This is a genomic window from Kitasatospora sp. NPDC089509 (genome assembly GCF_044749365.1).
GTDB lineage: Bacteria > Actinomycetota > Actinomycetes > Streptomycetales > Streptomycetaceae > Kitasatospora.
Window position 1 is genome coordinate 79,571 of record NZ_JBIVHS010000021.1, and the last position, 21,960, is coordinate 101,530.

Genomic DNA, 21,960 nt, shown 5'->3' on the forward strand with positions numbered 1-21,960 from the left:
GGTACCGCACGGGTCAGTCGGCGCTCTGCCCGCCTTCGCGCTCCGCAGCGTCACGCTCCGCAGAGCTCTGCCCGATCTCGCGCTCCGCGGCGAAGTGACAAGCCGAGTCGTGCACCGCCGCCCCCGCCAGCCACCCCGGGGCGGCCAGCAGCGGCACCTCCACCGCACACCGCTGCTCCGCCTTCCAGCAGCGGGTCCGGAACCGGCACCCGGAGGGCGGGTTGGCCGGCGAGGGCACGTCGCCGGTGAGCACGATCCGGTCCCGGGTCTCGCGCGCCGTCGGGTCCGGCACCGGCACCGCGGAGAGCAGCGCCTGGGTGTACGGGTGGGTGGCGTGGTCGTAGATCTCGGTGTCGCTGCCGATCTCGACCATCCTGCCCAGGTACATCACCCCCACCCGGTCCGAGATGTGCCGGACGATGGAGAGGTCGTGGGCGATGAACATGTACGAGAGGTTGAACTCGCCCTGCAGCTGCTCCAGCAGGTTGATCACCTGCGCCTGCACCGAGACGTCCAGCGCCGAGACCGGCTCGTCGCAGATGATGATCTCCGGCTTGAGCGCCAACCCCCGGGCGATGCCGATGCGTTGACGCTGACCGCCGGAGAACTGGTGCGGGTACCGGTTGATGTACTCCGGGTTGAGCCCGACCACGTCCAGCAGGTCCTGGACGGCCCTGCGGCGGTCGCCCTTGGGCGCCACCTCGGGGTGGATCCGGAACGGCTCCCCGATGATGTCCCCGACCGTCATGCGCGGGTTCAGCGAGGTGTACGGGTCCTGGAACACCATCTGGATGTTGCGCCGGACGGCCTTCAGCGCCGATCCCGACAACCGGGAGATCTCCTCCCCCTTGTACCGGACGGACCCCCCGGTGGCCGGTTCCAGGTTCATCAGCACCTTGGCCAGCGTGGACTTCCCGCAGCCGGACTCGCCGACGATGCCGAGCGTCTCGCCCTGCCGCAGGTCGAAGCTGACCCCGTCCACCGCCTTGACCGCGCCGACCTGCTTCCTGAACAGCACGCCCTTGGTCAGCGGGAAGTGCTTGACCAGGTCCCGGACCTCCAGGATCGGCTCGCCGCGCGGCACCGGCTGCCCGAAGGCGATCCCCTCCGGCACCACCGCGCCCAGCGCGCTGGACCCGTTAGCGGCCATGGAGGGTCTCCTTCCAGAAGAAGCAGGCGCTGCCGCGCCCGGTCAGCGGCAGCCCGTCGTCGCCCTCGACCGGGAACAGCTCCGGCACGTCGGTCCGGCAGACCTCCTGCGCCCGGGGGCAGCGCGGGTTGAAGGCGCAGCCCCGGGGGATCCGCAGCAGGTTGGGCGGCAGGCCCTTGATGGCGTAGAGCTCCTGGCCCTTCTGGTCCAGCCGCGGGATGGAGTCCAGCAGCCCCCGGGTGTACGGGTGCGCGGGCCGGGCGTAGAGCTCGTGCACGGGCGCGGTCTCGACGATCCGCCCGGCGTACATCACCGCGATCTTGTCCGCGACGTCGGCGACCACACCGAGGTCGTGGGTGATCAGGATCAGCCCCATGTTGTACTCGGCCTGGAGTTCCGCGAGCAGGTCCATCACCTGGGCCTGCACGGTGACGTCCAGGGCGGTGGTGGGCTCGTCGGCGATGATCAGGTCCGGTTCCAGGGCCAGCGCCATGGCGATCATGATGCGCTGGCGCATGCCCCCGGAGAACTGGTGCGGGTAGTCGTTGACCCGCTGCTTGGCGGCCGGGATGCGCACCCGGTCCATCAGCTCGACGGCCCTGGCCTTGGCCGCCGCCCGTGACAACCCCTGGTGGGCCCGGTACATCTCGCCGAGCTGGAAGCCCACGCTGAGCACCGGGTTGAGGGCGGACAGCGCGTCCTGGAAGATCATCGCGATCTTCCGCCCGCGGATCCTCCGCCGCTCCTCCTTGCCCATCTTCAGCATGTCCCGGCCGCGGAAGCGGATCTCCCCGCGCGGGATCCGGGCCGGCGGCATGTCCAGGATGCCCATGATCGCCTGGGCGGTCACCGACTTGCCGGAGCCGGACTCGCCCAGCACCGCCAGCGTCTCCCCGGCCCGGACGCTGTAGTCGACCCCGTTGACGGCCCGGGCGACGCCGTCCCGGGTGACGAACTCGACGTGCAGGTCCCGGACGTCGAGCAGCGGCCCCTGGTAGGGCGCCTCCCGCCCGGTCCGGCCGGTGTCCACAGCTGTACTCACGACGCGCTCCCCTCGCTCAGCGAAGCTTCGGGTCGAGGGCGTCGCGCACCGCGTCGCCCAGCATGATGAAGGCCAGCACGGTGACGGAGAGCGCCGCGGCCGGGAAGAACAGCACGTACGGTGCCGTGCGGATCACCTTCTGGGCGGAGGAGATGTCGATGCCCCAGGAGATGGTCGGGTCCTGCAGACCGATGCCGAGGAAGCTCAGCGTCGCCTCGGTGGCGATGTAGCCGCCGAGCGCGATGGTGGCGACGACGATCACCGGGGCGATCGCGTTCGGCAGGATGTGCCGGAACATCAGCCGTCCGGTCCCGGCGCCGAGCGCCCGGCCGGCCATCACGTAGTCGGACTGCTTGACGGTCAGCACCGCGCCGCGCATGACGCGGGCGATCTGGGTCCAGCCGAGCACGCCGAGGGCGATCACCACGCTCCACACCGTGCGGGTGGCGAAGGCGTTCAGCAGCACCAGGGCGCCGAGCAGCAGCGGGATGCCGAAGAAGATGTCGATGATCCGGGAGATCACCGCGTCCACCGCGCCGCCGAAGTACCCGGCGACCATTCCGGTCAGCCCGCCGAGCACGGTGACCGCGGCGGTCACGAAGACACCGACGGTGATCGAGGCGCGGGCTCCGTACACCACCCGGGCGAAGATGGAGCGGCCCTGGGCGTCGTAGCCGAACCAGCCGGCCCCGAACACGTCGCCCCAGTTCGGCCGGCGCAGGTAGTCGTTCACCAGGTCGGCCCGGCGCGGATCGGCGTCGGTGAAGGCGTACGGGAAGACCGCCATCACCACCAGCAGCAGGATCAGCACCGCGGAGATCAGGAAGATCGGCCGCCGGCGCAGGTCCCGCCAGGCGTCGCCCCAGAGGCTGCGGGCCTCCTCCCGCTTCTCCACGTCGCGTTCGACCAGGGTCTCCTGCTCGACCGCCATGCCCTGTTCCCCCGCGTAGTCCAAGCGCGCGACGCCGGGCTTGGGGTTCGGCTTGGTCGAGTCCTCGTCGTGCAGGTCAGGCATAGCGGATCCTCGGGTCCAGGACCGCGTAGAGCAGGTCGACGAGCAGGCTGGCGACCAGGTAGACGATCACCAGGACGGTCACGATGCCGACCACGGTGGGTCCTTCCTTGGTGTTGATCGCCCGGTACAGGACGTTGCCGATGCCCTGCACGTTGAAGATGCCCTCGGTGACGATCGCGCCGCCCATCAGGGCGCCCAGGTCGGTGCCGAGGAAGGTGATCACCGGGATCAGCGAGTTGCGCAGCAGGTGCCGCAGCACGATGGTGCGCCGGGGCAGGCCCTTGGCGACGGCCGTGCGCATGTAGTCGGCCCGCAGGTTCTCGCCGATCGAGGTCCGGGTCAGCCGGGCCACGTAAGCCAGCGAGAGCGAGCCCAACACCACGGCGGGCAGCACGAGTTGGGACAGGTCATAGCTGTCCTGGACGGTCGGCGTGACCCAGCCGAGGTTGGTGGCGAAGACGGTCTGGGCGATGTACGCCAGCACGAAGACCGGGATCGAGATCACCACCAGGGTCAGGATCAGCACCAGGGTGTCCGCGACGCTGCCGCGCCGCAGCCCGGAGACCAGACCGAGGGCGAGGCCGAGGACCATCTCGAACACGAAGGCCAGCAGCGCGAGCCGGATGGTGACCGGGAAGGCGCCGGCCATGATGTCGGAGACCGGGCGGCCGGTGAAGCTGGTGCCGAAGTCGCCCTGGAACAGGTTCCCCATGTAGTGCAGGTACTGCTTCCAGACCGGCTGGTCCAGGAAGTACTTGTGCTTGATGCTGGCCACCACGGCCGGGTCGGCCGCCTTCTCCCCGAACAGCGCCGCCACCGGGTCACCCGGCAGCGTGTAGACCATCAGGAAGATCAGCAGCGTGGTGCCGAAGAACACCGGGATCATCTGCAGCACCCGCCGCAGCACGTAACTGCCCATCCGAGCCTCCTTCCAGGGCGCGCCCTGCGCGCGTGGCCGACCCGGGCCGGTCGGCCGAGAGGACCGGGCCCCGCCCCCCGTGCGGGGAGGGCGGGGCCGTGTGTGGGGCCGATCAGCCCTTGACCTCGACCTGGGTCCAGGCCGGGTTGCCGAAGGAGTCGAACTTCACGTTCTGCACCTTGTTCGAGTAGCCCGAGTTGGTGCGGTAGTACCAGAGCGGGATGGCGGGCATGCCGCTCGGCAGCACGGCCTCGGCCTGCTGGTAGCCGGTCACCGTGTCGGCGACGCTGGCGGCCTCGTCGGCCTTGGTGGCCGCGTCGTCGAACTGCGGGCTGCTGTAGCCGAAGTCGTTGGAGGCCGCGCCGGTGCGGTACACGTCGGACAGGAAGTTGGCGTTCAGCGGGTAGTCCTGCACCCAGCCGGTGCGGAAGGCGCCGTTGAGCTGGTGCGCGGTGATCGCCGCGCGGGCGGTCTTGAAGTCGGGCTTCGGGTCGCCCAGGCAGTCGACGCCGGTGCTCTGCCGGATCGAGTTGCAGACCGCGTCGACCCACTCCTTGTGGCCGCCGTCCGCGTTGTAGGTGATCAGCAGCTTGTTGTTGGGGACGCCGCCGCCGTCCTGGATCAGCTGCTTGGCCTTGGCCGGGTCGAACTTGCAGTAGTCGCCGCAGGCGCCGTCCTTGTAGCCCTCGACGCCCTCGGCGACCCAGGCGGTGGCCGGCTTGCGGGAGCCCTGCAGCACGGTCTTGGTGATGGTGTCGCGGTCGATCGCCATCGACAGGCCCTGGCGGACCTTGGCCTTGTCCGGCGCGGACCAGTCGGCCTGGTAGAGGGTGAAGCCGATGTTCTGGATCGCGCCCTGCGGGGCGTCCACCGCCCGGTCCCCGAGGTCGCCCTTGTACGTCGCCAGCGCGGACGGCGGCACCTGGTCCATCACGTCCAGGTTGCTGGACTGGAGGTCCGCGTAGGCGGCCTCGGACGTGGTGTACATCTTGAAGACGATGCCGCCGTTCTTCGGCTTGTCCACGCCCTGGTAGTCCGCGAAGGCCTTGGTGACCACCTCGGTGTTGTGCGACCAACTGACGAACTGGTAGGGCCCGTTGCCGACCGGCTTCTGCCCGTACCCGGCCGGGTCCTTGAAGAAGCCGTCCGGCAGCGGGGAGAAGGCGATGTAGCCGAGCTTGTACTCGAAGTACGAGACCTTGTGGCTCAGCTTGACGGTGAAGTGCAGGTCGTCGGTGACGGTCAGTCCGGACATCTTGTCCGAGGTCGGCTTCCCGCCGGCCGGGTGGACGTCCTGGTAGCCCTCGATGTCGGAGAACCAGGAGCTGTTGATCTGGCCGTTGGCCGGATTGGCGGACCAGTTCCAGGAGTCGACGAAGTTCTTGGCGTGCACCGGGGTGCCGTCGTGGAACTTCCAGCCGTCCTTCAGCGTGACGTTGAAGGTCTGCGAGTCGCTGGTGTCGATCTTGTCCGCGACCTGCATCCGGATCTTGGCGTTGCTCGGGTCGTAGTCCACCAGCCCCTTGAAGAGGTTCTGGATGATGCGACCGCCGCCGACCTCGTTCGCGTTGGCGGGCTGCAGCGGGTTCTGCGGCTCGCTGCTCTGGTAGCTGAAGGACTTGCCGGCGTCCGACGAGCTGCTGCCGCCGCCTCCACCCCCGCTGCTGCACCCGGCGGTGGCCACCAGGGCCACGGACGTCGCAGCGGCGAGGACCAGGCGGGCACGGGCGGCTACGGGCATGGAGGTCCCTCCTCATGGGGTGTGTGTCGCATCACACCCCATGAGAAGCGGCCCTCGGCGACGGCGCGAGCCGGGTGCACCCGGACGGGTGCCGTGACCCCCCTCCCGAGTTGACGCGGCGTCCGTCCCGGGGAGCACGCCGGAGCGGCCCCCGGGAACGCCGGAAGGGCCCGTGGCCGGAGCCACGGGCCCTTCCGGGTGCGTACGGGACGTCAGGCCGCGGCCGACTCCCGGACCTCCGGGAAGTGGCAGGCCGACTCGTGCGCGGCCGGGCCCTCCAGGGTGGTCGGGATCGCCAGCAGCGGGATCTCCTCGGCGCAGCGGTCCTCCGCCTTCCAGCAGCGGGTGCGGAAGCGGCAGCCGGACGGCGGGTTGGCCGGCGAGGGGATGTCACCGCTGAGGATGATCCGCTCGCGGGACTCGCGCGCCGTCGGGTCCGGCACCGGCACCGCGGAGAGCAGCGCCTGGGTGTACGGGTGGGTGGCGTTCTCGTAGATCTGCTCGTCGGAGCCGATCTCGACCATCTTGCCCAGGTACATCACGCCGACGCGGTCGGAGATGTGCCGGACGATGGAGAGGTCGTGCGCGATGAACATGTACGACAGGCCGAACTCGCCCTGCAGCTGCTCCAGCAGGTTGATCACCTGCGCCTGGACGGACACGTCCAGGGCGGAGACCGGCTCGTCACAGATGATGATCTCGGGCTTGAGCGCGAGGCCGCGGGCGATGCCGATGCGCTGGCGCTGACCGCCGGAGAACTGGTGCGGGTACCGGTTGATGTACTCCGGGTTCAGACCCACGACGTCCAGCAGGTCCTGGACCGCCTTGCGGCGGTCGCCCTTGGGCGCCACCTCGGGGTGGATCTCGAAGGGCTCCCCGATGATGTCGCCGACCGTCATGCGCGGGTTCAGCGAGGTGTACGGGTCCTGGAACACCATCTGGATGTTGCGGCGGACGGCCTTGAGCGCCGAGCCGCCCAGGGTGGAGATGTCCTCGCCCTTGAACAGCACCTGGCCGGAGGTGGCCCGCTCCAGGTTCATCAGCACCTTGGCCAGCGTGGACTTGCCACAGCCGGACTCGCCGACGATGCCGAGGGTCTCGCCCTTCTCCAGCTCGAAGCTGATGCCGTCGACGGCCTTGACCGCGCCGACCTGCTTCTTGAAGAGCACGCCCTGGGTCAGCGGGTAGTGCTTGACCAGGTCCTTGACCTCCAGGATCTTCTCAGCCATGGAGGGTCTCCTTCCAGAGGTGGCACGCGCTGCGGCGGCCGGCGAGCTCCGCGCCGTCCTTGTCCGTCACGTGGTGCAGCGCCGGGGTCTCCGTGCGGCACAGGTCGGTGGCGACGTCGCAGCGGGGGTTGAACGCGCAGCCGGCCGGAACCTTCAGCAGGTTCGGGGGCAGACCCTTGATCGCGTACAGCTCCTGGCCCTTCTGGTCCAGGCGCGGGATCGAACGGAGCAGACCCTTGGTGTACGGGTGCGCGGGGTTCGCGTACAGGTCGTGCACCGGGGCGGTCTCGACGATCCGGCCCGCGTACATCACGGCGATCTTGTCCGCGACGTCGGCGACCACGCCGAGGTCGTGGGTGATCAGGATCAGGCCCATGTTGTACTCGGCCTGCAGCTCCGCGAGCAGGTCCATCACCTGGGCCTGGACGGTGACGTCCAGGGCGGTGGTGGGCTCGTCGGCGATGATCAGGTCGGGCTGCAGCGACATCGCCATGGCGATCATGATGCGCTGGCGCATGCCGCCGGAGAACTGGTGCGGGTAGTCGTTCACGCGCTGCTTGGCAGCGGGGATGCGCACCCGGTCCATCAGCTCGATGGCCTTGGCCTTCGCCTCGGCCTTGGAGGCACCCTGGTGCACCCGGAACATCTCGCCGAGCTGGTAGCCGACGCTGAGCACCGGGTTGAGGGCGGACAGCGCGTCCTGGAAGATCATCGCGATCTTCCGGCCGCGGACCTTGCGCCGCTCCTCGTTGCTCATCTTGAGCATGTCCTGGCCGCGGAACAGGATCTCGCCCTGGGTCACCTTGCCCGGGGGCATGTCCAGGATGCCCATGATGGTCTGGGCCGTCACGGACTTGCCGGAGCCGGACTCGCCGAGGACGGCGAGGGTCTCGCCGGCCGCGACGGAGTAGTTGACGCCGTTCACGGCCTTGGCGATGCCGTCCCGGGTGTGGAACTCCACGTGGAGGTCCTTGACCTCCAGAAGCGGGGTACCGACTTCGAGACGGTCGTCATTCTGCTGGTTGTTCTCGATCACGGTGGTCATCGGGTCGTCACCTCTTCTCTCAGCGGAGCTTCGGGTCGAGGGCGTCGCGCACCGCGTCGCCGAGCATGATGAAGGCCAGCACGGTCAGGCTCAGCATGCCGGCGGGGAAGAACAGGGCGAACGGCGCCGTACGGATCACCTTCTGGGCCGAGTTGATGTCGATGCCCCAGGAGATGGTCGGGTCCTGCAGACCGATGCCGAGGAAGCTCAGCGTGGCCTCGGTGGCGATGTAGCCGCCGAGCGCGATGGTCGCGACCACGATCACCGGGGCGACCGCGTTCGGCAGGATGTGCTTGAACATGATCCGGCCGGTACCGGCGCCGAGCGCCTTGGCCGCGGTCACGAAGTCGGACTGCTTGATCGTGATCACCGAGCCGCGCATGACACGGGTCATCTGGGTCCAGCCCAGGGCGACCAGCGCGAAGACCACGCTCCAGACGGTGCGCGAGGTGAAGGCGTTGAGGATCACCAGGGCGCCGAGCAGCAGCGGGATGCCGAAGAAGATGTCGGTGATGCGGGAGATGAGCGTGTCGATCCAGCCACCGAAGTAGCCGGCGAGCATACCGGTGATGCCACCGAGGATAGTGACGCCGACGGTGACGCAGATGCCGACCACGACCGAGGCGCGGGCGCCGTAGATGACGCGGGCGTAGATGCTGCGGCCCTGGAGGTCGTAGCCGAACCAGTCCGCCCCGAAGAAGTGGGTGTAGTCCGGCTTCGTCAGGTAGTGGTTGCGCAGGTCGCCGGCGCGCGGGTCCACCGAGGTGAACAGGCCCGGGGCGATCGCGATGACGATCAGCAGCAGGATCAGCAGCGCGGAGATCACGAAGATCGGCTTGCGGATCAGGTCGTGCCAGGCGTCGGAGCCGAGGCTGCGGGGCTTCTCGGGCTTGGCGGCCGCCACGACGGCGGTCTGGGCCGGGGTCTCCTCGACCGTCTCGTTCTTGGTCAGGTCAGGCATAACGGATCCTCGGGTCCAGGACCGCGTAAAGCAGGTCGACGATCAGGCCGGCGGCCAGGTACACGAGCACCAGGAAGGCGACGAAGCCGGAGACCGTCGCACCGTCCTTCAGGTTGATCGCGTGGTAGAGCGCGTTGCCGACGCCCTTGACGTTGAAGATGCCCTCGGTGACGATCGCGCCGCCCATCAGGGCGCCCAGGTCGGTGCCGAGGAAGGTGATCACCGGGATCATCGAGTTGCGCAGCAGGTGGGTGCCGATCACCTTCCGGCGCGGCAGGCCCTTGGCCACCGCGGTGCGGACGTAGTCGGCCTTGATGTTCTCGGCTATGGAGGTACGGGTGAGACGCGCGACGTAGGCCAGCGACAGCGAGCCGAGCACCAGAGCCGGCAGCACCAGCTGGGTGAGGTCCATGCTGTCCTGGACCGTCGGGGTGACCCACTTGAGGTTGGTCGCGAAGATCGTCTGGAAGATGAAGCCCAGCACCGGGACCGGGATCGAGATCAGCAGCAGGGTGAAGACCAGCGCGCCCTTGTCGAACGCCTTGCCACGGCGCAGACCGGCGAACAGGCCGATGCCGATGCCCAGCACGATCTCGATGGCGAACGCGAACAGCGCGAGCCGGACCGTGACCGGCAGCGCCTCGGTGATCTTGTCGATCACCTGACGTCCGTCCAGGGGGGACGTGCCGAAGTCGCCGGTGAGCAGCTTGCCCATGTAGTCCAGGTACTGGCTGACCAGCGGCTTGTCGAACCCGTACTGGTGCCGCAGCGCGGCGAGCTGCACCGGGTCCGGCGCCTTGTCGCCCCACATCGCTGCCACCGGGTCACCGGGCAGCGCGTGCACCATGAAAAAGATGAGTGCGGTTGTTCCGAGGAACACCGGGATCATCTGGAGCAGTCGCCTCGCGACAAAGCGCCCCATCGTGCCTCCATGTATGACTCTGCCGGGCCCGTCAACCCGGCAAGAGATAAGTCGGCGTGCCAACGGCCGGTGCCAGTCCTCGCCCTTGTGGGGATGGGACGGGCACCGGCCGTTGTCACCGGGTCAGGCGGTGCCGACCGATTACTTCTTCTTCTTGACCTCGACGTCGGTGTAGACCGGGTCGCCGAAGGAGTTGAACTTCACGTTCTGGACGTTGTTGGAGTAACCCGAGTTGGTCTTGTAGTACCAGAGCGGGATCGCCGGCATGTCCTTGGCCAGAACGGCCTCGGCCTGCTGGTACAGCTCCGCGGTCTTCTCCACCGTGGTGGCGGCGTCGGCCTGCTTGGCCAGCGCGTCGAACTCGGGGCTGGAGTAGCTGGCGTCGTTCGCCGCGGCACCGGTGCCGTAGACGTCGCGCAGGAAGTTGGCGTTCAGCGGGTAGTCCTGCACCCAGCCGGTCCGCATCATGCTGGAGACCTGCTTCTTGGTGACGATGTCACGCGAGGTCTTGAAGTCGGGCTTCGGGTCGCCGAGGCACTCGACACCGGTGGCCTGCTTGATCGAGTTGCAGACCGCGTCCACCCACTCCTTGTGACCACCGTCGGAGTTGTAGAGGATGGTGATCTTGTTGCCGGGGACGCCGCCGCCGTCGGCGATGAGCTGCTTCGCCTTGGCCGGGTCGTACTTGCAGGCGTCGCCGCAGGTGCCGGCCTTGTAGCCCATGACGCCCGGCGCCACGAACGAGTCGGCGGGCTGACGGCTGTTGTTCAGCACGGTCTTGGTGATGGTGTCGCGGTCGATCGCCATCGACAGGCCCTGGCGGACCTTGGCCTTGTCGGTACCCTGCCACTCGGGCTGGTACATCGCGAAGGAGATGTTCTGGATGGCGCCCTGGGCCTGGTCGATCGCCCGCTTGCCCAGGTCGTCCTTGTACTTCGGGAGGTCGGTCGAGTCGACCTGGTCCAGCACGTCCAGGGTGTCGGACATGAGGTCCTTGTACGCGGCCTCGGGGGCGGTGTAGTTGCGGAAGACGATTCCGCCGTTCTTCGCCTTGTTGGTGCCGGTGTACTTGTCGTAGGCCTTCAGCGTGATGGCCTTGTTGTGCTCCCACGAGACGAACTGGTAGGGGCCGTTGCCGACCGGCTTCTCGCCGTAGCCCTTCGGGTCGCTGAAGAACCCGGTGGGGAGCGGGAAGAAGGCCGAGTAGCCGAGCTTGTACGTGAAGTACGAGACGGGCTGCGTCAGTTCGATGGTGAAGTGGGTGTCGTCGACGACCTTGAGGCCGGTCATCTCCTTGGCGGTCGGGTCGCCCTTGTCCGGGTGGACGGCGTCGTAACCGACGATGTCGGAGAACCAGTCGGAGTTGATCTGGTTGTTGGCCGGGTTGGCGGACCAGTTCCAGGAGTCGACGAACGACTTGGAGGTGACCGGGGTGCCGTCGTGGAAGGTCCAGCCGGACTTCAGCGTGACGGTGTAGTTCTTGGCGTCGGTGGTCTCGATCTTGTCGGCCACCTGGTTGCGCAGTGCACCGGTCGCGGGGTCGTAGTCGACGAGGCCCGTGAAGAGCTGCTTGACGATACGGCCGCCCTGGTTCTCCATGGCGTTGGCCGGCTGCAGCGGGCGCTGCGGCTCCGCGCTCTGGAAGCTGAACGTGCCGTTCGGGTCGACCGCGGCGCTGTCCGAGCTCCCGCCGGAGGTGTCGCTGCTGCCGCTGCTGCTACAAGCAGTCGCGGCGAGCGCGACAGCAACAGCTGCGACAACCCACTTGGCCTGGCTCACACCACGCATCGGTGTGCCTCCTGAATTCGACGTTTGCGACGAGGAAGGCAGCGCGGAACGGTGATCACCGGGTCCGCATTGCCGTCCGCGCTCGTGGTTTCGGCGCGCACCCCTGCGCGTTCACCCTTGACCCGAGCCTGACTGCACCCACTATCCGTCACGCACGGACACGAAAGTGACCAGTGACGATCTCAATTAGGTCACATGAACAGTCGGTAAGTTTCGAAAACCGGACATATGAGACATAGCCAGACAGGCACCAAACGGACAGTCGTCACGGATGACGAACTGTCACGTTCGCTCAGCGGACACCTGGGTGTGATGAGCGCTATTCGGTGAATAGCGGCCCGGGCAACTTGGAGTAGTTGAAAAAGTTCGCCCCCCTCTCCATCGGAAAGGGGGGCGAAGCATTCCGGCCAAAGGCCGATCAAGCCGTCCGGATCACACCTTCTTGGCGCGCGAGGCGGTGCGGCCGCGGTCCTTCTGGTCGAGGACGACCTTGCGGATGCGAACCGTCTCCGGGGTCACCTCGATGCACTCGTCCTCGCGGCAGAACTCCAGCGACTGCTCCAGCGAGAGCTTGCGCGGCGGGACGATCGACTCGGCCACGTCAGCGTTCGAGGAACGCATGTTGGTGAGCTTCTTCTCCTTGGTGATGTTCACGTCCATGTCGTCGGCGCGCGAGTTCTCGCCGACGATCATGCCCTCGTACACCTCGGTGCCCGGGTCGCAGAAGAGCACGCCGCGCTCCTGCAGGTTGGTCATCGCGAAGGCGGTGACCACACCGGCCCGGTCGGCGACCAGCGAGCCGTTGTTGCGGGTGGTCAGCTGGCCGAACCACGGCTCGTGACCCTCGTGGATCGAGTGGGCGATGCCGGTGCCGCGGGTGTTGGTGAGGAACTCGGTACGGAAGCCGATCAGGCCGCGGGACGGCACCACGAACTCCATCCGGACCCAGCCCGAGCCGTGGTTGGACATGTTGTCCATCCGGCCCTTGCGGATGCCCATGAGCTGGGTGACGGCACCCATGTGCTCCTCGGGCACGTCCACGGTCAGGCGCTCGACCGGCTCGTGGGTCTTGCCGTTGACCTGCTTGGTGACCACCTGCGGCTTGCCGACGGTCAGCTCGAAGCCTTCCCGGCGCATGGTCTCGATCAGGATGGCCAGCGCCAGCTCACCGCGGCCCTGCACCTCCCAGGCGTCCGGGCGCTCGGTGTCCAGCACGCGCAGCGAGACGTTACCGATCAGCTCGCGGTCCAGGCGGTCCTTCACCTGGCGGGCGGTGACCTTGCGGTCCACCTTGACGCCGGCCTTGGCGTCGGCGCCCTTGCCGGAGCCACCGCGGCCGACCAGCGGCGAGGTGTTGGTGCCGATGGTCATCGAGATGGCCGGCTCGTCCACCGTGATGAGCGGCAGCGCGATCGGGTTCTCCGGGTCGGCCAGGGTCTCGCCGATCATGATCTCGCCGATGCCGGCGACGGCGCAGATGTCACCGGGGCCCGCCACCTCGGCCGGCTTGCGGGTGAGCGCCTCGGTCATCAGCAGCTCGGAGATGCGGACGTTCTGGATCGAACCGTCGCGCTTGATCCAGGCCACGGTCTGGCCCTTGCGCAGCTCGCCCTGCTCGACGCGGAGCAGCGCGATGCGGCCGAGGAAGTTGTCGGCGTCCAGGTTGGTGACGTGGGCCTGGAGCGGCGCGTCCTCGTCGTAGCTGGGGGCCGGGACGTGCTCCAGCAGGGTGGAGAAGAACGGCTCCAGGTTGGTGCTGTCGGCCGGGACGGTGCCGTTCTCCGGCTTGGTCAGCGACGCGACGCCGTCACGGGCGCAGGCGTAGACGATCGGGAACTCGATCTGCTCCTCGTCCGCGTCCAGGTCGAGGAACAGGTCGTAGGTCTCGTTGATGACCTCGTCGATCCGGGAGTCCGGACGGTCGGTCTTGTTGATGCACAGGATGACCGGCAGGCGCTGGGCGAGCGCCTTGCGGAGCACGAAGCGGGTCTGCGGCAGCGGACCCTCGGAGGCGTCGACCAGCAGGACGACCGCGTCCACCATCGACAGACCGCGCTCGACCTCGCCACCGAAGTCGGCGTGGCCCGGGGTGTCGATGATGTTGATGGTGATCGGCGCGCCACCGTCCTTCGGGTGGTACTTCACCGCCGTGTTCTTCGCGAGAATGGTGATGCCCTTCTCGCGCTCCAGGTCGTTCGAGTCCATCATGCGGTCGTCGAGGTGCTGGTGGGCGGCGAAGGCGCCGGCCTGCTTCAGCATGGCGTCGACCAGCGTGGTCTTGCCGTGGTCGACGTGGGCGACGATGGCGACGTTACGGATGTCGTTGCGCGTGGGCATGCCTAGCTGATTCTCCCGGAATCGTGGGTTACGGCGGGCCCGGCCGCGAGACGCGCACCGGCGGCCCTTCGGCCGCGCCACCCGTTCCGCCTGCTACTACCGGTCCACCCGCCGGGCATCTGGACATGCCTCGGCTTTTCCCTATGGTACGGGGAAGCGCCCAGCGGGGCAGAAACGAGCAGGTCGGGCGGGATCAAGATCACAACCGGGTCACCCGCTCGTCACCCGCCGGTCGCGTGCCGACCGCCCGCCGTTCGCCGCCCGCCGGGCTCCCGGGACGGCTACCGCTTCCAGCCCACGTCCTGGAACCGCGGCCAGCCGAAGCCGAACGCGCCGACCCCGGTGACCCCGGTCCGCACCCCGACCAACTCGGGCCGCTGGTAGAGCGGCACCGAGTGGCCGAGCTGCCAGATCCGGACGTCCGCCTCCTGGAGCAGGTCCAACCGGGCGGCCGGGTCGAGCTCGGCGGCCGCCCGGTCGAACAGCCGGTCGATCTCCTCGGTGCCGCTGCGGCCGTAGTTGGCGCCGACGTCGGGCGTGCCGTCCGGATCCGGCCGGGGCTTGGCGTACGCGGCCCGCTGTTCGGCGGCCGGGCTGGGGCCGACCGGCCAGGAGAAGAGCGCCAGGTCGTAGTCCCCGGCGGCCAGGTGGTCCTGGACGAAGGTCCCGGCGGGCGCGGTCTGCAGCCGCACCACGACCCCGTACTCGGCGAGGTCGGCGGCCAGCGCGTCGGCGGTGCGCCGGGCGATCGCCGAACCGGCCGGGACGAGCAGGCCGAGGGCCAGCTCCTTGCCGTCCTTGGTCCGGGTGGCGCCGCTGGCCAGCTTCCAGCCCGCCTCGTCCAGCAGCCGGGCCGGCTCCGCCGGTGCGGTCGCGGCGCTGTCGTCCCGGTAGCCGTCCTGGTCCGCGGCCAGCAGGTGGCTGCCGAGCGGGGCGCCGGGCAGGCCGAGCGGGCCGAGCGCGGCCTCGGCGATCCGCCGCCGGTCGACGGCCCGGCCGATCGCCTTCCGTACGGTCGGGTCGGTGAGCGGGCCGCGGGTGGCGTTCAGGGTGAGCTGGGTGAGCGAGGCGGCGGACGCCCGGTGCACGGTGACCCCGGGCAGCGACTCGGCCCGCCGCAGCGCGAGCGCCGCCGCCTCGGGCGCCGGGACGGGCGGGGCGGGCGGAGCGGCGGCGGCACCGCCCGTGCGCGCGGCGGTGGCACCGCCCGAGGGATCGGCGGGGGGCGCCGCCGAGGGGGCGGCCGGCTCCGCCCGGTCCACCGCGGCGGTGAGCGGGGCGACGTCCAGCCGGCCCTGGTCCAGCGCGTCCAGCCGCCGTTCGGGCGCCGACGCCAGGAAGTCGATCCGGTCGGTCTTCGGCAGGTCCCCCCACCAGAGCGGGTTGCGCTCCAGGGTGACCTGCCCGCCCTCGGCGTCGTACCGGGTGAGGGCGTACGGTCCGGCGCTCAGGTGGCCGGTGCCGGTCAGCGCCCGGTTGAAGGCCTCCGGCCCGGACGTCTCGGCGGCCGGGTAGAGCGGCCCGAACAGCGCCCGCCACTCGGCGTAGGGCCGCCGGAAGGTCACCTTGACCTCGTGCGGATCGCCGCCCGGGGTGACCGAGTCGATGGCGTCGTACCCGGCCGCCCGGGTGCCCCGGTAGGCCGGGTCCAGCCCGGACAGGGCGGCCCGCTGGGCGGTGAGGTCGGCGGCCGACAGCGGGGTGCCGTCGCTCCAGACGGCGTGCGGGTTGAGCCGGTAGGTGACCACCTGCGGCTGCTGCCCGGGCGGGGTGGACTCGGCGCCGACCAGGTAGTCCGGGTCGGGGACGAGCCGGCCGTGCTCGTCGGGCCGGAACAGCGAGGGGTACAGCGCGTGGGCGAGCAGCGCCGCGTCGGCGCCGGCGTCCCGCTGGTAGACGTTGAGCGTGGCCGGGACGCCGTCCAGCGCCCAGTGCAGCGTCCCGCCGTCCCGGACGGCGCCGCGGTCGGCGGGCCGGACGTCCCCGGTGGTGGCGCTGGGATCGGCCTGGGCCGGTGCGGCCGAGGGCCCGCGGGCCGGGTCGTCGGAGCAGCCGCCGAGACCGGCGGCGAGCAGCAGCGCGACGGCTGCGGCGGTGAGCTGGCGGACGCGCATGGCGGCCATCGAACGCCGCCCGCCCGGCCCGGCCGGTGCCGACACGGCGGGCCGCCGGGCGACTGCACCCGGACGGCCCACACCCGGACGGGCCCTACAGCCCCAGTTCGAACCAGACGATCTTGCCCTTGGGCGTGCGCCGGCTGCCCCAGCGCTCGGCCAGCAGGCTGACCAGCTGCAGGCCGCGCCCGCCCTCGTCGGTCTCCTGGGCGCGCCGCTGCCGGGGCTGGGCGTAGCCGTCGTCCCAGACCTCGCAGACCATGCTGCGGTCGCGCAGCAGCCGCAGCCGGATCTCGCCCCGGCCGTGCTTGAGGGCGTTCGTGACCAGCTCGCTGACCAGCAGCTCGGTGGTGTCGACCAGCTCGTCCAGGCCACGGGCGAGCAGCCAGCTGCAGGCCAGTTCGCGGGCCTTGGCGACGGAGGTGGGCTCGGGCGGCAGGAACCAGTTGCCGACGGCGTCCTCGGGGAAGGCGTGCACCTTGGCCATCAGCAGCGCGATGTCGTCCTCGCCGTGGTGCGGGTCGAGTTCGCCGAGGACGTGGTCGCAGAGGTCCTCCAGGCCCCGGCCCCGGTCGGCGAGCGCGGCCCGGAAGGCGCGCAGGCCCTCGTCCAGCTGGTGCTTGCGGCTCTCCACCAGGCCGTCGGTGTAGAGGCCGAGCACGGCGCCGTCGGGGAGGGTCAGCTCGACCTCCTCGAAGGGCTCGCCGCCGACGCCGAGCGGCAGTCCGGGCGGCACGTCGAGCATCCGGGCGGGCTCGCCCGGGCTGAGCAGGACGGGCGGCAGGTGGCCGGCGTTGGCGAACACGCAGCGGCGGGTGACGGCGTCGTAGACGGCGTAGACGCAGGTGGCCAGGTAGACCTCGCGGGCCTCCTCGTCGGCCGTCGAGGTGAGCCGGCCGTACGGGGTGGGCGGGCCGGCCGGGACGGAGTCGTCGCCGAGGCCGCGGGCGATCTCGTCCAGCGCGCCGAGCACCTCGGCCGGGTCGAGGTCGAGCATCGCCAGGGTCCGGACCGCGGTGCGCAACTGGCCCATCGCGACGGCGGCCCGCAGGCCGCGGCCCATCACGTCGCCGATGACCAGCGCGGTGCGGTTGCCGGGCAGCGGGATGACGTCGAACCAGTCGCCGCCGACCTCGGTGTTGTTGTTGCTGGGCAGGTAGCGGCAGGCGATCTCCAGGCCGCTGGCGGCCGGGTTGCCCGGGGGCAGCAGGCTGCGCTGGAGGATCAGCGCCCGCTCGTGCTCGCGGCGGTAGAGCCGGGCGTTGTCGATGCAGACGGCGGCGCGGGCGACCAGTTCCTCGGCGATCGCGACGTCGCGGGCGTCGAAGGGCTCGCTGCCGATCGCCCGGGAGAGCTGGACCAGGCCGAGCACCTGGTCGCGGGCGACCAGCGGGACGATCAGGGTGGAGCGCAGCAGCGGGTCGCGGCCGGGCTCGGGGACGACGCTGCGGCCGGTGCGCAGCGCCCGGGCGTGCGGGGAGCGGCGCGGGTAGCAGAGGGTGCCGCCGGCCTCGGCGATCGGCAGGCCGGTGACCGAGCCGAGCACCGAGGAGGCGCCGCCGATCACGCTGGAGACGGCGACCCGGCGCAGTTCGCCGCTGCCGTCGGTGAGCACGGTGTCGCCGAGCCGGCCCGCGCTGGGGACGGTCTCGCCGGAGAGCAGCGCGGTGTACAGGTCGACGGTGGCGAGGTCGCAGAACGGCGGGACGACGACGTCGAGGAGCTCCTTGGCGGTGGTCTCCAGGTCGAGGGTGGAGCCGATGTGCGCGCTGGCCTCGTTGAGCAGCGCGAGGTTGCGGCGCACGCCGTCGGCCTCGCGCTCGGCGACGTGCCGGCTGGTGACGTCGGAGACCTGCCCGGCCACGCCGATCGGCTGCCCGGCGGAGCCGTTCAGCCGGTACAGCGAGACGGCCCAGAGCCGGTTGCCCTCGCGGGTCGGGACGGCGCTGTGGAAGCGCAGGTCGAAGACGGGTTCGCCGGTGGCGAGGACCTTGCGCAGGGCGGCGCTGAGCCGGTCGGCCTCGGACGGCGGGAAGAGGTCGTGCGGGGTGAGGCCCTCCAGGTCGGTGGGGACGAGCCCCATCCCGGAGGCGAAGGCGTCGTTGACCCGCTGCAGCCGCAGCCGGTCGTCGAAGAGCACGAAGCCGGTGGGCGTCTGCCCGAAGACGGCCTCGGAGGCGGCGAGGTCGGTCTCGATCCGGCGCAGTCGGCCGAGGTCGACGGCCAGACAGGTGGCGCCCGCGGTGGGCAGGGCGCTGTCGGGCATCAGGTAGAGCTCGGCGAGGCCCTCGCCGCCGCCGGCGTCCCGGTAGGGGGTGGTGCCGACCCACTCCTCGCCGGCCAGGGTGCGCTCCAGCCGGGCGCGGCCGCGCCGCCAGAGTTCGCGGGGGACGAAGGTGGTGATCGGGTCGGCGCCGACGGCCTCCACGGCCGGGATGCCGAAGAACTCGGCGGCGCGCTCGCTCCACTGGCTGATCCGCCCGTCGGGGCCGATCGCGAAGGTGGCGACCCGGATGTAGTCGTAGATCGAGCCCGGGTCCCCGGCGCCCCAGGGCCGGGGATCGCCGGTGGGGTGGGCGCCGCGGACCGGGTCCGCCGCACCGGTGCCCGGCGGCGGCGCCGGTACGGGCAGGTGCGGTGAACCGGCCTGCCCGGGCACGGCGACATGACCGCTGCTGCTCGGCGCGTTCCGCGCCGGAGTGCTGTTCAACGGACCGACCCCTCCAACCCGCGACCGTCCGGATGTCGAGAAGACCGAGTATTCATCATCGAGGGGTACGTTCACACGCCCTCAACATCACAACATCAGATCGGGCGAAGGTTTTTGTCCTACCGCCCGCGCAACCACAATGCCACGCCCGCGCCCCCTTCCGGAGCGCGCGCTCCCCCAGGGCGCCCGATGGCATGTGCAGCACTGTTCTCCTGCGGTTCTACTCGCGTCACTCGCCGGAGTCATTACCCGGCAGCGCGAGCTCGAACCAGACCACCTTGCCGATCCCCTCGGCCCGGGCGCCCCAGTGCAGCGCCAGCCGGTGGACCAGCTCCAGGCCCCGGCCGCCCTCGTCGGCCTCGGCCGCGTGGCGCTCCCGGGGCGGGTCCGGCAGCGGGTCGGAGATCTCGACCAGCAGCGTCTCACCGAGCGTCAGCCGGACCCCGATCGGGGCGCTGGCGTACCGGACGGCGTTCGTGACCAGCTCGCTGACCAGCAGTTCGGCGGTGTCGGTGAGCTCCTCGACGCCCCATTCGGCGAGCGCGGAGCGGACCAGCCGACGGGCCCGGGAGACGGCGGTGGGCTCGGCGGGCAGGGTCCAGCCGGCCGTCGGGGTGCCGGCCTGCCCGTGCCCGAGCCGGGCCAGCAGCAGCGCGACGTCGTCCGGCTCCCGGCCCTGCTCCATGGTGTCCAGCACCGCCTCGCAGGCGGCCTGGATGGAGGCGTGCGGCTCCTGGAGCACGGTGACCAGCCGACCGAGGCCGACGTCCAGGTCCTTGTCCCGGGACTCCACCAGGCCGTCGGTGCACAGCGCCAGCAGGCTGCCCTCGGGGATCTTCAGTTCGACCGATTCGAACGGGACGCCGCCCACGCCGAGCGGGGCCCCGGAGGGCAGGTCGAGGATCCGGCCGGCGCCGCCGAGCAGCGGGCCGCCGGTGCGGGTCGGCTCGGTGGCCTCCTCGCCCGGCACCACCAGCACCGGCGGGATGTGCCCGGCCTTGGCCACCGTCAGCTTCGCGGTGCCCGGGTCGAAGACGGCGTAGACGCAGGTCGCGAGCAGCGCCTCGTCCGGGCCCTGGGCGAGGTCGTCGGCCAGCTCGTGGACGTGCCGCAGCAGGACGTCCGGGGGCAGGTCGAGGGCGGCCAGCACCCGCACGGCGGTGCGCAGCCGGCCCATGGTGGCGGCGGCCCGCAGCCCGTGGCCCATCACGTCGCCGACCACCAGCGCGGTACGGTCACCGGGCAGCGGGATGACGTCGAACCAGTCGCCGCCGACCTCGGTGCCGCTGCTGCCGGGCACGTACCGGTAGGCGACCTCGACGCCGGTGGGCTGCGGGACCTGCTGCGGCAGCAGGGTGCGCTGCAGGGTGAGCGCGGCGGTGCGCTCACGGGCGTACAGCCGGGCGTTGTCCAGCGAGCTGCCGGCCCGGTCGGCGAGTTCGACGGTGAAGGCGAGGTCGTCGCGGTCGAAGCCCTCGCGGTAGCCGGCCCGGCTGACCAGCAGCAGGCCGATCACGATGCCGCGGGCGCGCAGCGGGACGACCAGCATCGAGTGCACGCCGAGGTCGTGGGCGGCCTGCAGCTTGGGGTCGCCGGGGTAGGTGACGTCGTCCAGCTGGTCGGCGCCGGAGAGCAGCTCGGGCACGCCGGTGCGCAGCACCCGGCCGCAGGCGGAGTCCTCGGCGAAGGTGATCCGGGCACCGCGCCGGAGCATCACCTCGACCTCGGGCCCGTCCTGGACGGAGGCGGTCCCGAGCTGGAGCAGCGAGGTGCGCCGGTCGTGGCCGTGCCGGGGGAGGTCGTCGCCGTGGGCGACGGCCTGGAGCAGGACCACCGCGGAGTGGTCGGTCAGCCGGGGGACGACCGAGCTGGCGAGCTCCTGGGCGATCCGGGAGGCGTCGAGCAGGTCGCCGACCCGGGAGCCGAACTCGTTGAGCAGCGACAGCCGGCGCCGGGCGTGCTCGACCTTGGCCACCGCCCGGTAGCGCTCGGTCACGTCCATCACGGTGCCGGAGATGCCGAGCACCCGGCCGGCCCGGTCGGTCATCCGGCTGTAGGAGATCGAGCGGTAGCCGGCCCGGGTGGTGACCGGGGAGGCGAGGGTGACGTCGATGACCGGCTCGCCGGTGGCCAGCACCTGGCGCTGGATCGCGGTGATCTCGTCGGCGGCCCGCTCGGGCAGGGTCTCGCCGGTGGTGCGGCCGACGTGGTCCTCCAGGGCGACGCCGTTCATCTCGGCGAGGGTCTGGTTGACGGCGGTGTACCGCAGGTCGGTGTCCAGGATGGCGATGCCCAGCGGGGACTGCTCGAACAGCGCGTCGCGCACCGCGAGGTCCCGCTCGACGGCCCGCACGGCGGCCGCCTCGGCCAGGTTGACCTGGAGGAACGGGGTGCCGTCGCCGTCCACCAGCAGGGAGATCCGGGCGTCCACGGCGACCGGCACGCCGTCCCGGTCGCGCAGCTCGGCGTTGCCCGCCCAGCGCCCGTGCCGCAGGGTGTCCTGCACCGCGGCCCGGATCCGGGCGACCTGTTCCTGGTCCGGGATCAGCTCCTCGATCCGGCGGCCGACCAGCAGCTCGCTCGGCCAGCCGAGCAGCTCCTCGGCGGCCGGGCTCCACAGCACCACCCGGCCCGCCGTGTCCAGGATCGCGATGGCGACCTTGAGCATGTCCAGCAGGCTGCCGCCGGGCGGCGCGCCCAGGCCCTGCCGGGCGTCGGCCGGTCCGCCGGGGAACGGCCGGCCGGGGCGGCTGCGCGGGCCGGGCTGGACGCCGGACTCGGGGACGGCCAGGGTCGGCGCCGGCTGGACCGGCCGGGCGGCCCCCGGGACGCCGGGCTCACCGCGCCGGCGGCCGGACGGCGGCTGCGGGGCGGCCGGGCGGGCGGCACGGCGCAGCCGGGCGCGGGCCGCGGCGCCTCCCCGTCGCGCTCCCCCGCCGCCGTTCCCGGTACTCGACACCGACGGGGCCTCCGGCTCTGGTCGTGAT

General features: G+C 70.9%; 14 protein-coding genes. All 14 read right to left on the reverse strand.

The window, feature by feature from the left end; all coding sequences use genetic code 11:
* Positions 1-13 precede the first annotated feature (13 nt).
* Positions 14-1,150 (reverse strand): ABC transporter ATP-binding protein, encoded by a 1,137-nt coding sequence (locus tag ACIP4P_RS33085; RefSeq protein ID WP_400924807.1) that lies wholly within the window; start codon positions 1,148-1,150, stop codon positions 14-16.
* Positions 1,140-2,192, reverse strand: coding sequence for an ABC transporter ATP-binding protein (locus ACIP4P_RS33090; protein ID WP_350511830.1), 1,053 nt, complete (start codon positions 2,190-2,192; stop codon positions 1,140-1,142). Before ACIP4P_RS33090 ends, ACIP4P_RS33085 begins: the two co-directional genes overlap by 11 nt.
* A 16-nt stretch (positions 2,193-2,208) precedes the next feature.
* Positions 2,209-3,207, reverse strand: coding sequence for an ABC transporter permease (locus ACIP4P_RS33095; RefSeq protein WP_400924810.1), 999 nt, complete (start codon positions 3,205-3,207; stop codon positions 2,209-2,211).
* Positions 3,200-4,126, reverse strand: coding sequence for an ABC transporter permease (locus ACIP4P_RS33100; protein WP_350511829.1), 927 nt, complete (start codon positions 4,124-4,126; stop codon positions 3,200-3,202). Before ACIP4P_RS33100 ends, ACIP4P_RS33095 begins: the two co-directional genes overlap by 8 nt.
* 112 nt (positions 4,127-4,238) lie before the next feature.
* On the reverse strand, positions 4,239-5,867 hold the full coding sequence (locus ACIP4P_RS33105) for an ABC transporter substrate-binding protein (RefSeq protein WP_400924812.1): 1,629 nt from the start codon (positions 5,865-5,867) through the stop codon (positions 4,239-4,241).
* A gap of 212 nt (positions 5,868-6,079) precedes the next feature.
* Positions 6,080-7,096, reverse strand: a complete 1,017-nt coding sequence (locus ACIP4P_RS33110; protein WP_350511827.1) for a dipeptide ABC transporter ATP-binding protein — start codon at positions 7,094-7,096, stop codon at positions 6,080-6,082.
* Entirely contained in the window at positions 7,089-8,141 is a 1,053-nt protein-coding gene (locus ACIP4P_RS33115; RefSeq protein WP_400924814.1) for an ABC transporter ATP-binding protein, read from the reverse strand. Before ACIP4P_RS33115 ends, ACIP4P_RS33110 begins: the two co-directional genes overlap by 8 nt.
* Positions 8,142-8,160: 19 nt before the next feature.
* Positions 8,161-9,102 carry an ABC transporter permease gene (locus ACIP4P_RS33120; protein ID WP_400924816.1) on the reverse strand — a complete coding sequence of 314 codons (942 nt, stop codon included), beginning with the start codon at positions 9,100-9,102 and terminating at the stop codon, positions 8,161-8,163.
* Positions 9,095-10,024 carry an ABC transporter permease gene (locus ACIP4P_RS33125; protein ID WP_400924818.1) on the reverse strand — a complete coding sequence of 310 codons (930 nt, stop codon included), beginning with the start codon at positions 10,022-10,024 and terminating at the stop codon, positions 9,095-9,097. The genes ACIP4P_RS33120 and ACIP4P_RS33125 overlap by 8 nt, the downstream gene beginning before the upstream one ends.
* Before the next feature lie 141 nt (positions 10,025-10,165).
* On the reverse strand, positions 10,166-11,812 hold the full coding sequence (locus tag ACIP4P_RS33130; protein WP_350511823.1) for an ABC transporter substrate-binding protein: 1,647 nt from the start codon (positions 11,810-11,812) through the stop codon (positions 10,166-10,168).
* 432 nt (positions 11,813-12,244) lie between these two features.
* Positions 12,245-14,149 carry a translational GTPase TypA gene (typA, locus tag ACIP4P_RS33135; RefSeq protein ID WP_350511822.1) on the reverse strand — a complete coding sequence of 635 codons (1,905 nt, stop codon included), beginning with the start codon at positions 14,147-14,149 and terminating at the stop codon, positions 12,245-12,247.
* Between the two features lie 281 nt (positions 14,150-14,430).
* Positions 14,431-16,263: an ABC transporter family substrate-binding protein gene (locus ACIP4P_RS33140; protein ID WP_400924821.1), complete on the reverse strand. Its 1,833-nt coding sequence runs from the start codon at positions 16,261-16,263 to the stop codon at positions 14,431-14,433.
* Positions 16,264-16,357: 94 nt separating this feature from the next.
* Positions 16,358-18,973 (reverse strand): SpoIIE family protein phosphatase, encoded by a 2,616-nt coding sequence (locus tag ACIP4P_RS33145; protein WP_400924823.1) that lies wholly within the window; start codon positions 18,971-18,973, stop codon positions 16,358-16,360.
* Positions 18,974-19,202: 229 nt separating this feature from the next.
* Entirely contained in the window at positions 19,203-21,932 is a 2,730-nt protein-coding gene (locus tag ACIP4P_RS33150; protein ID WP_400924824.1) for a SpoIIE family protein phosphatase, read from the reverse strand.
* Between the last annotated feature and the right edge of the window lie 28 nt (positions 21,933-21,960).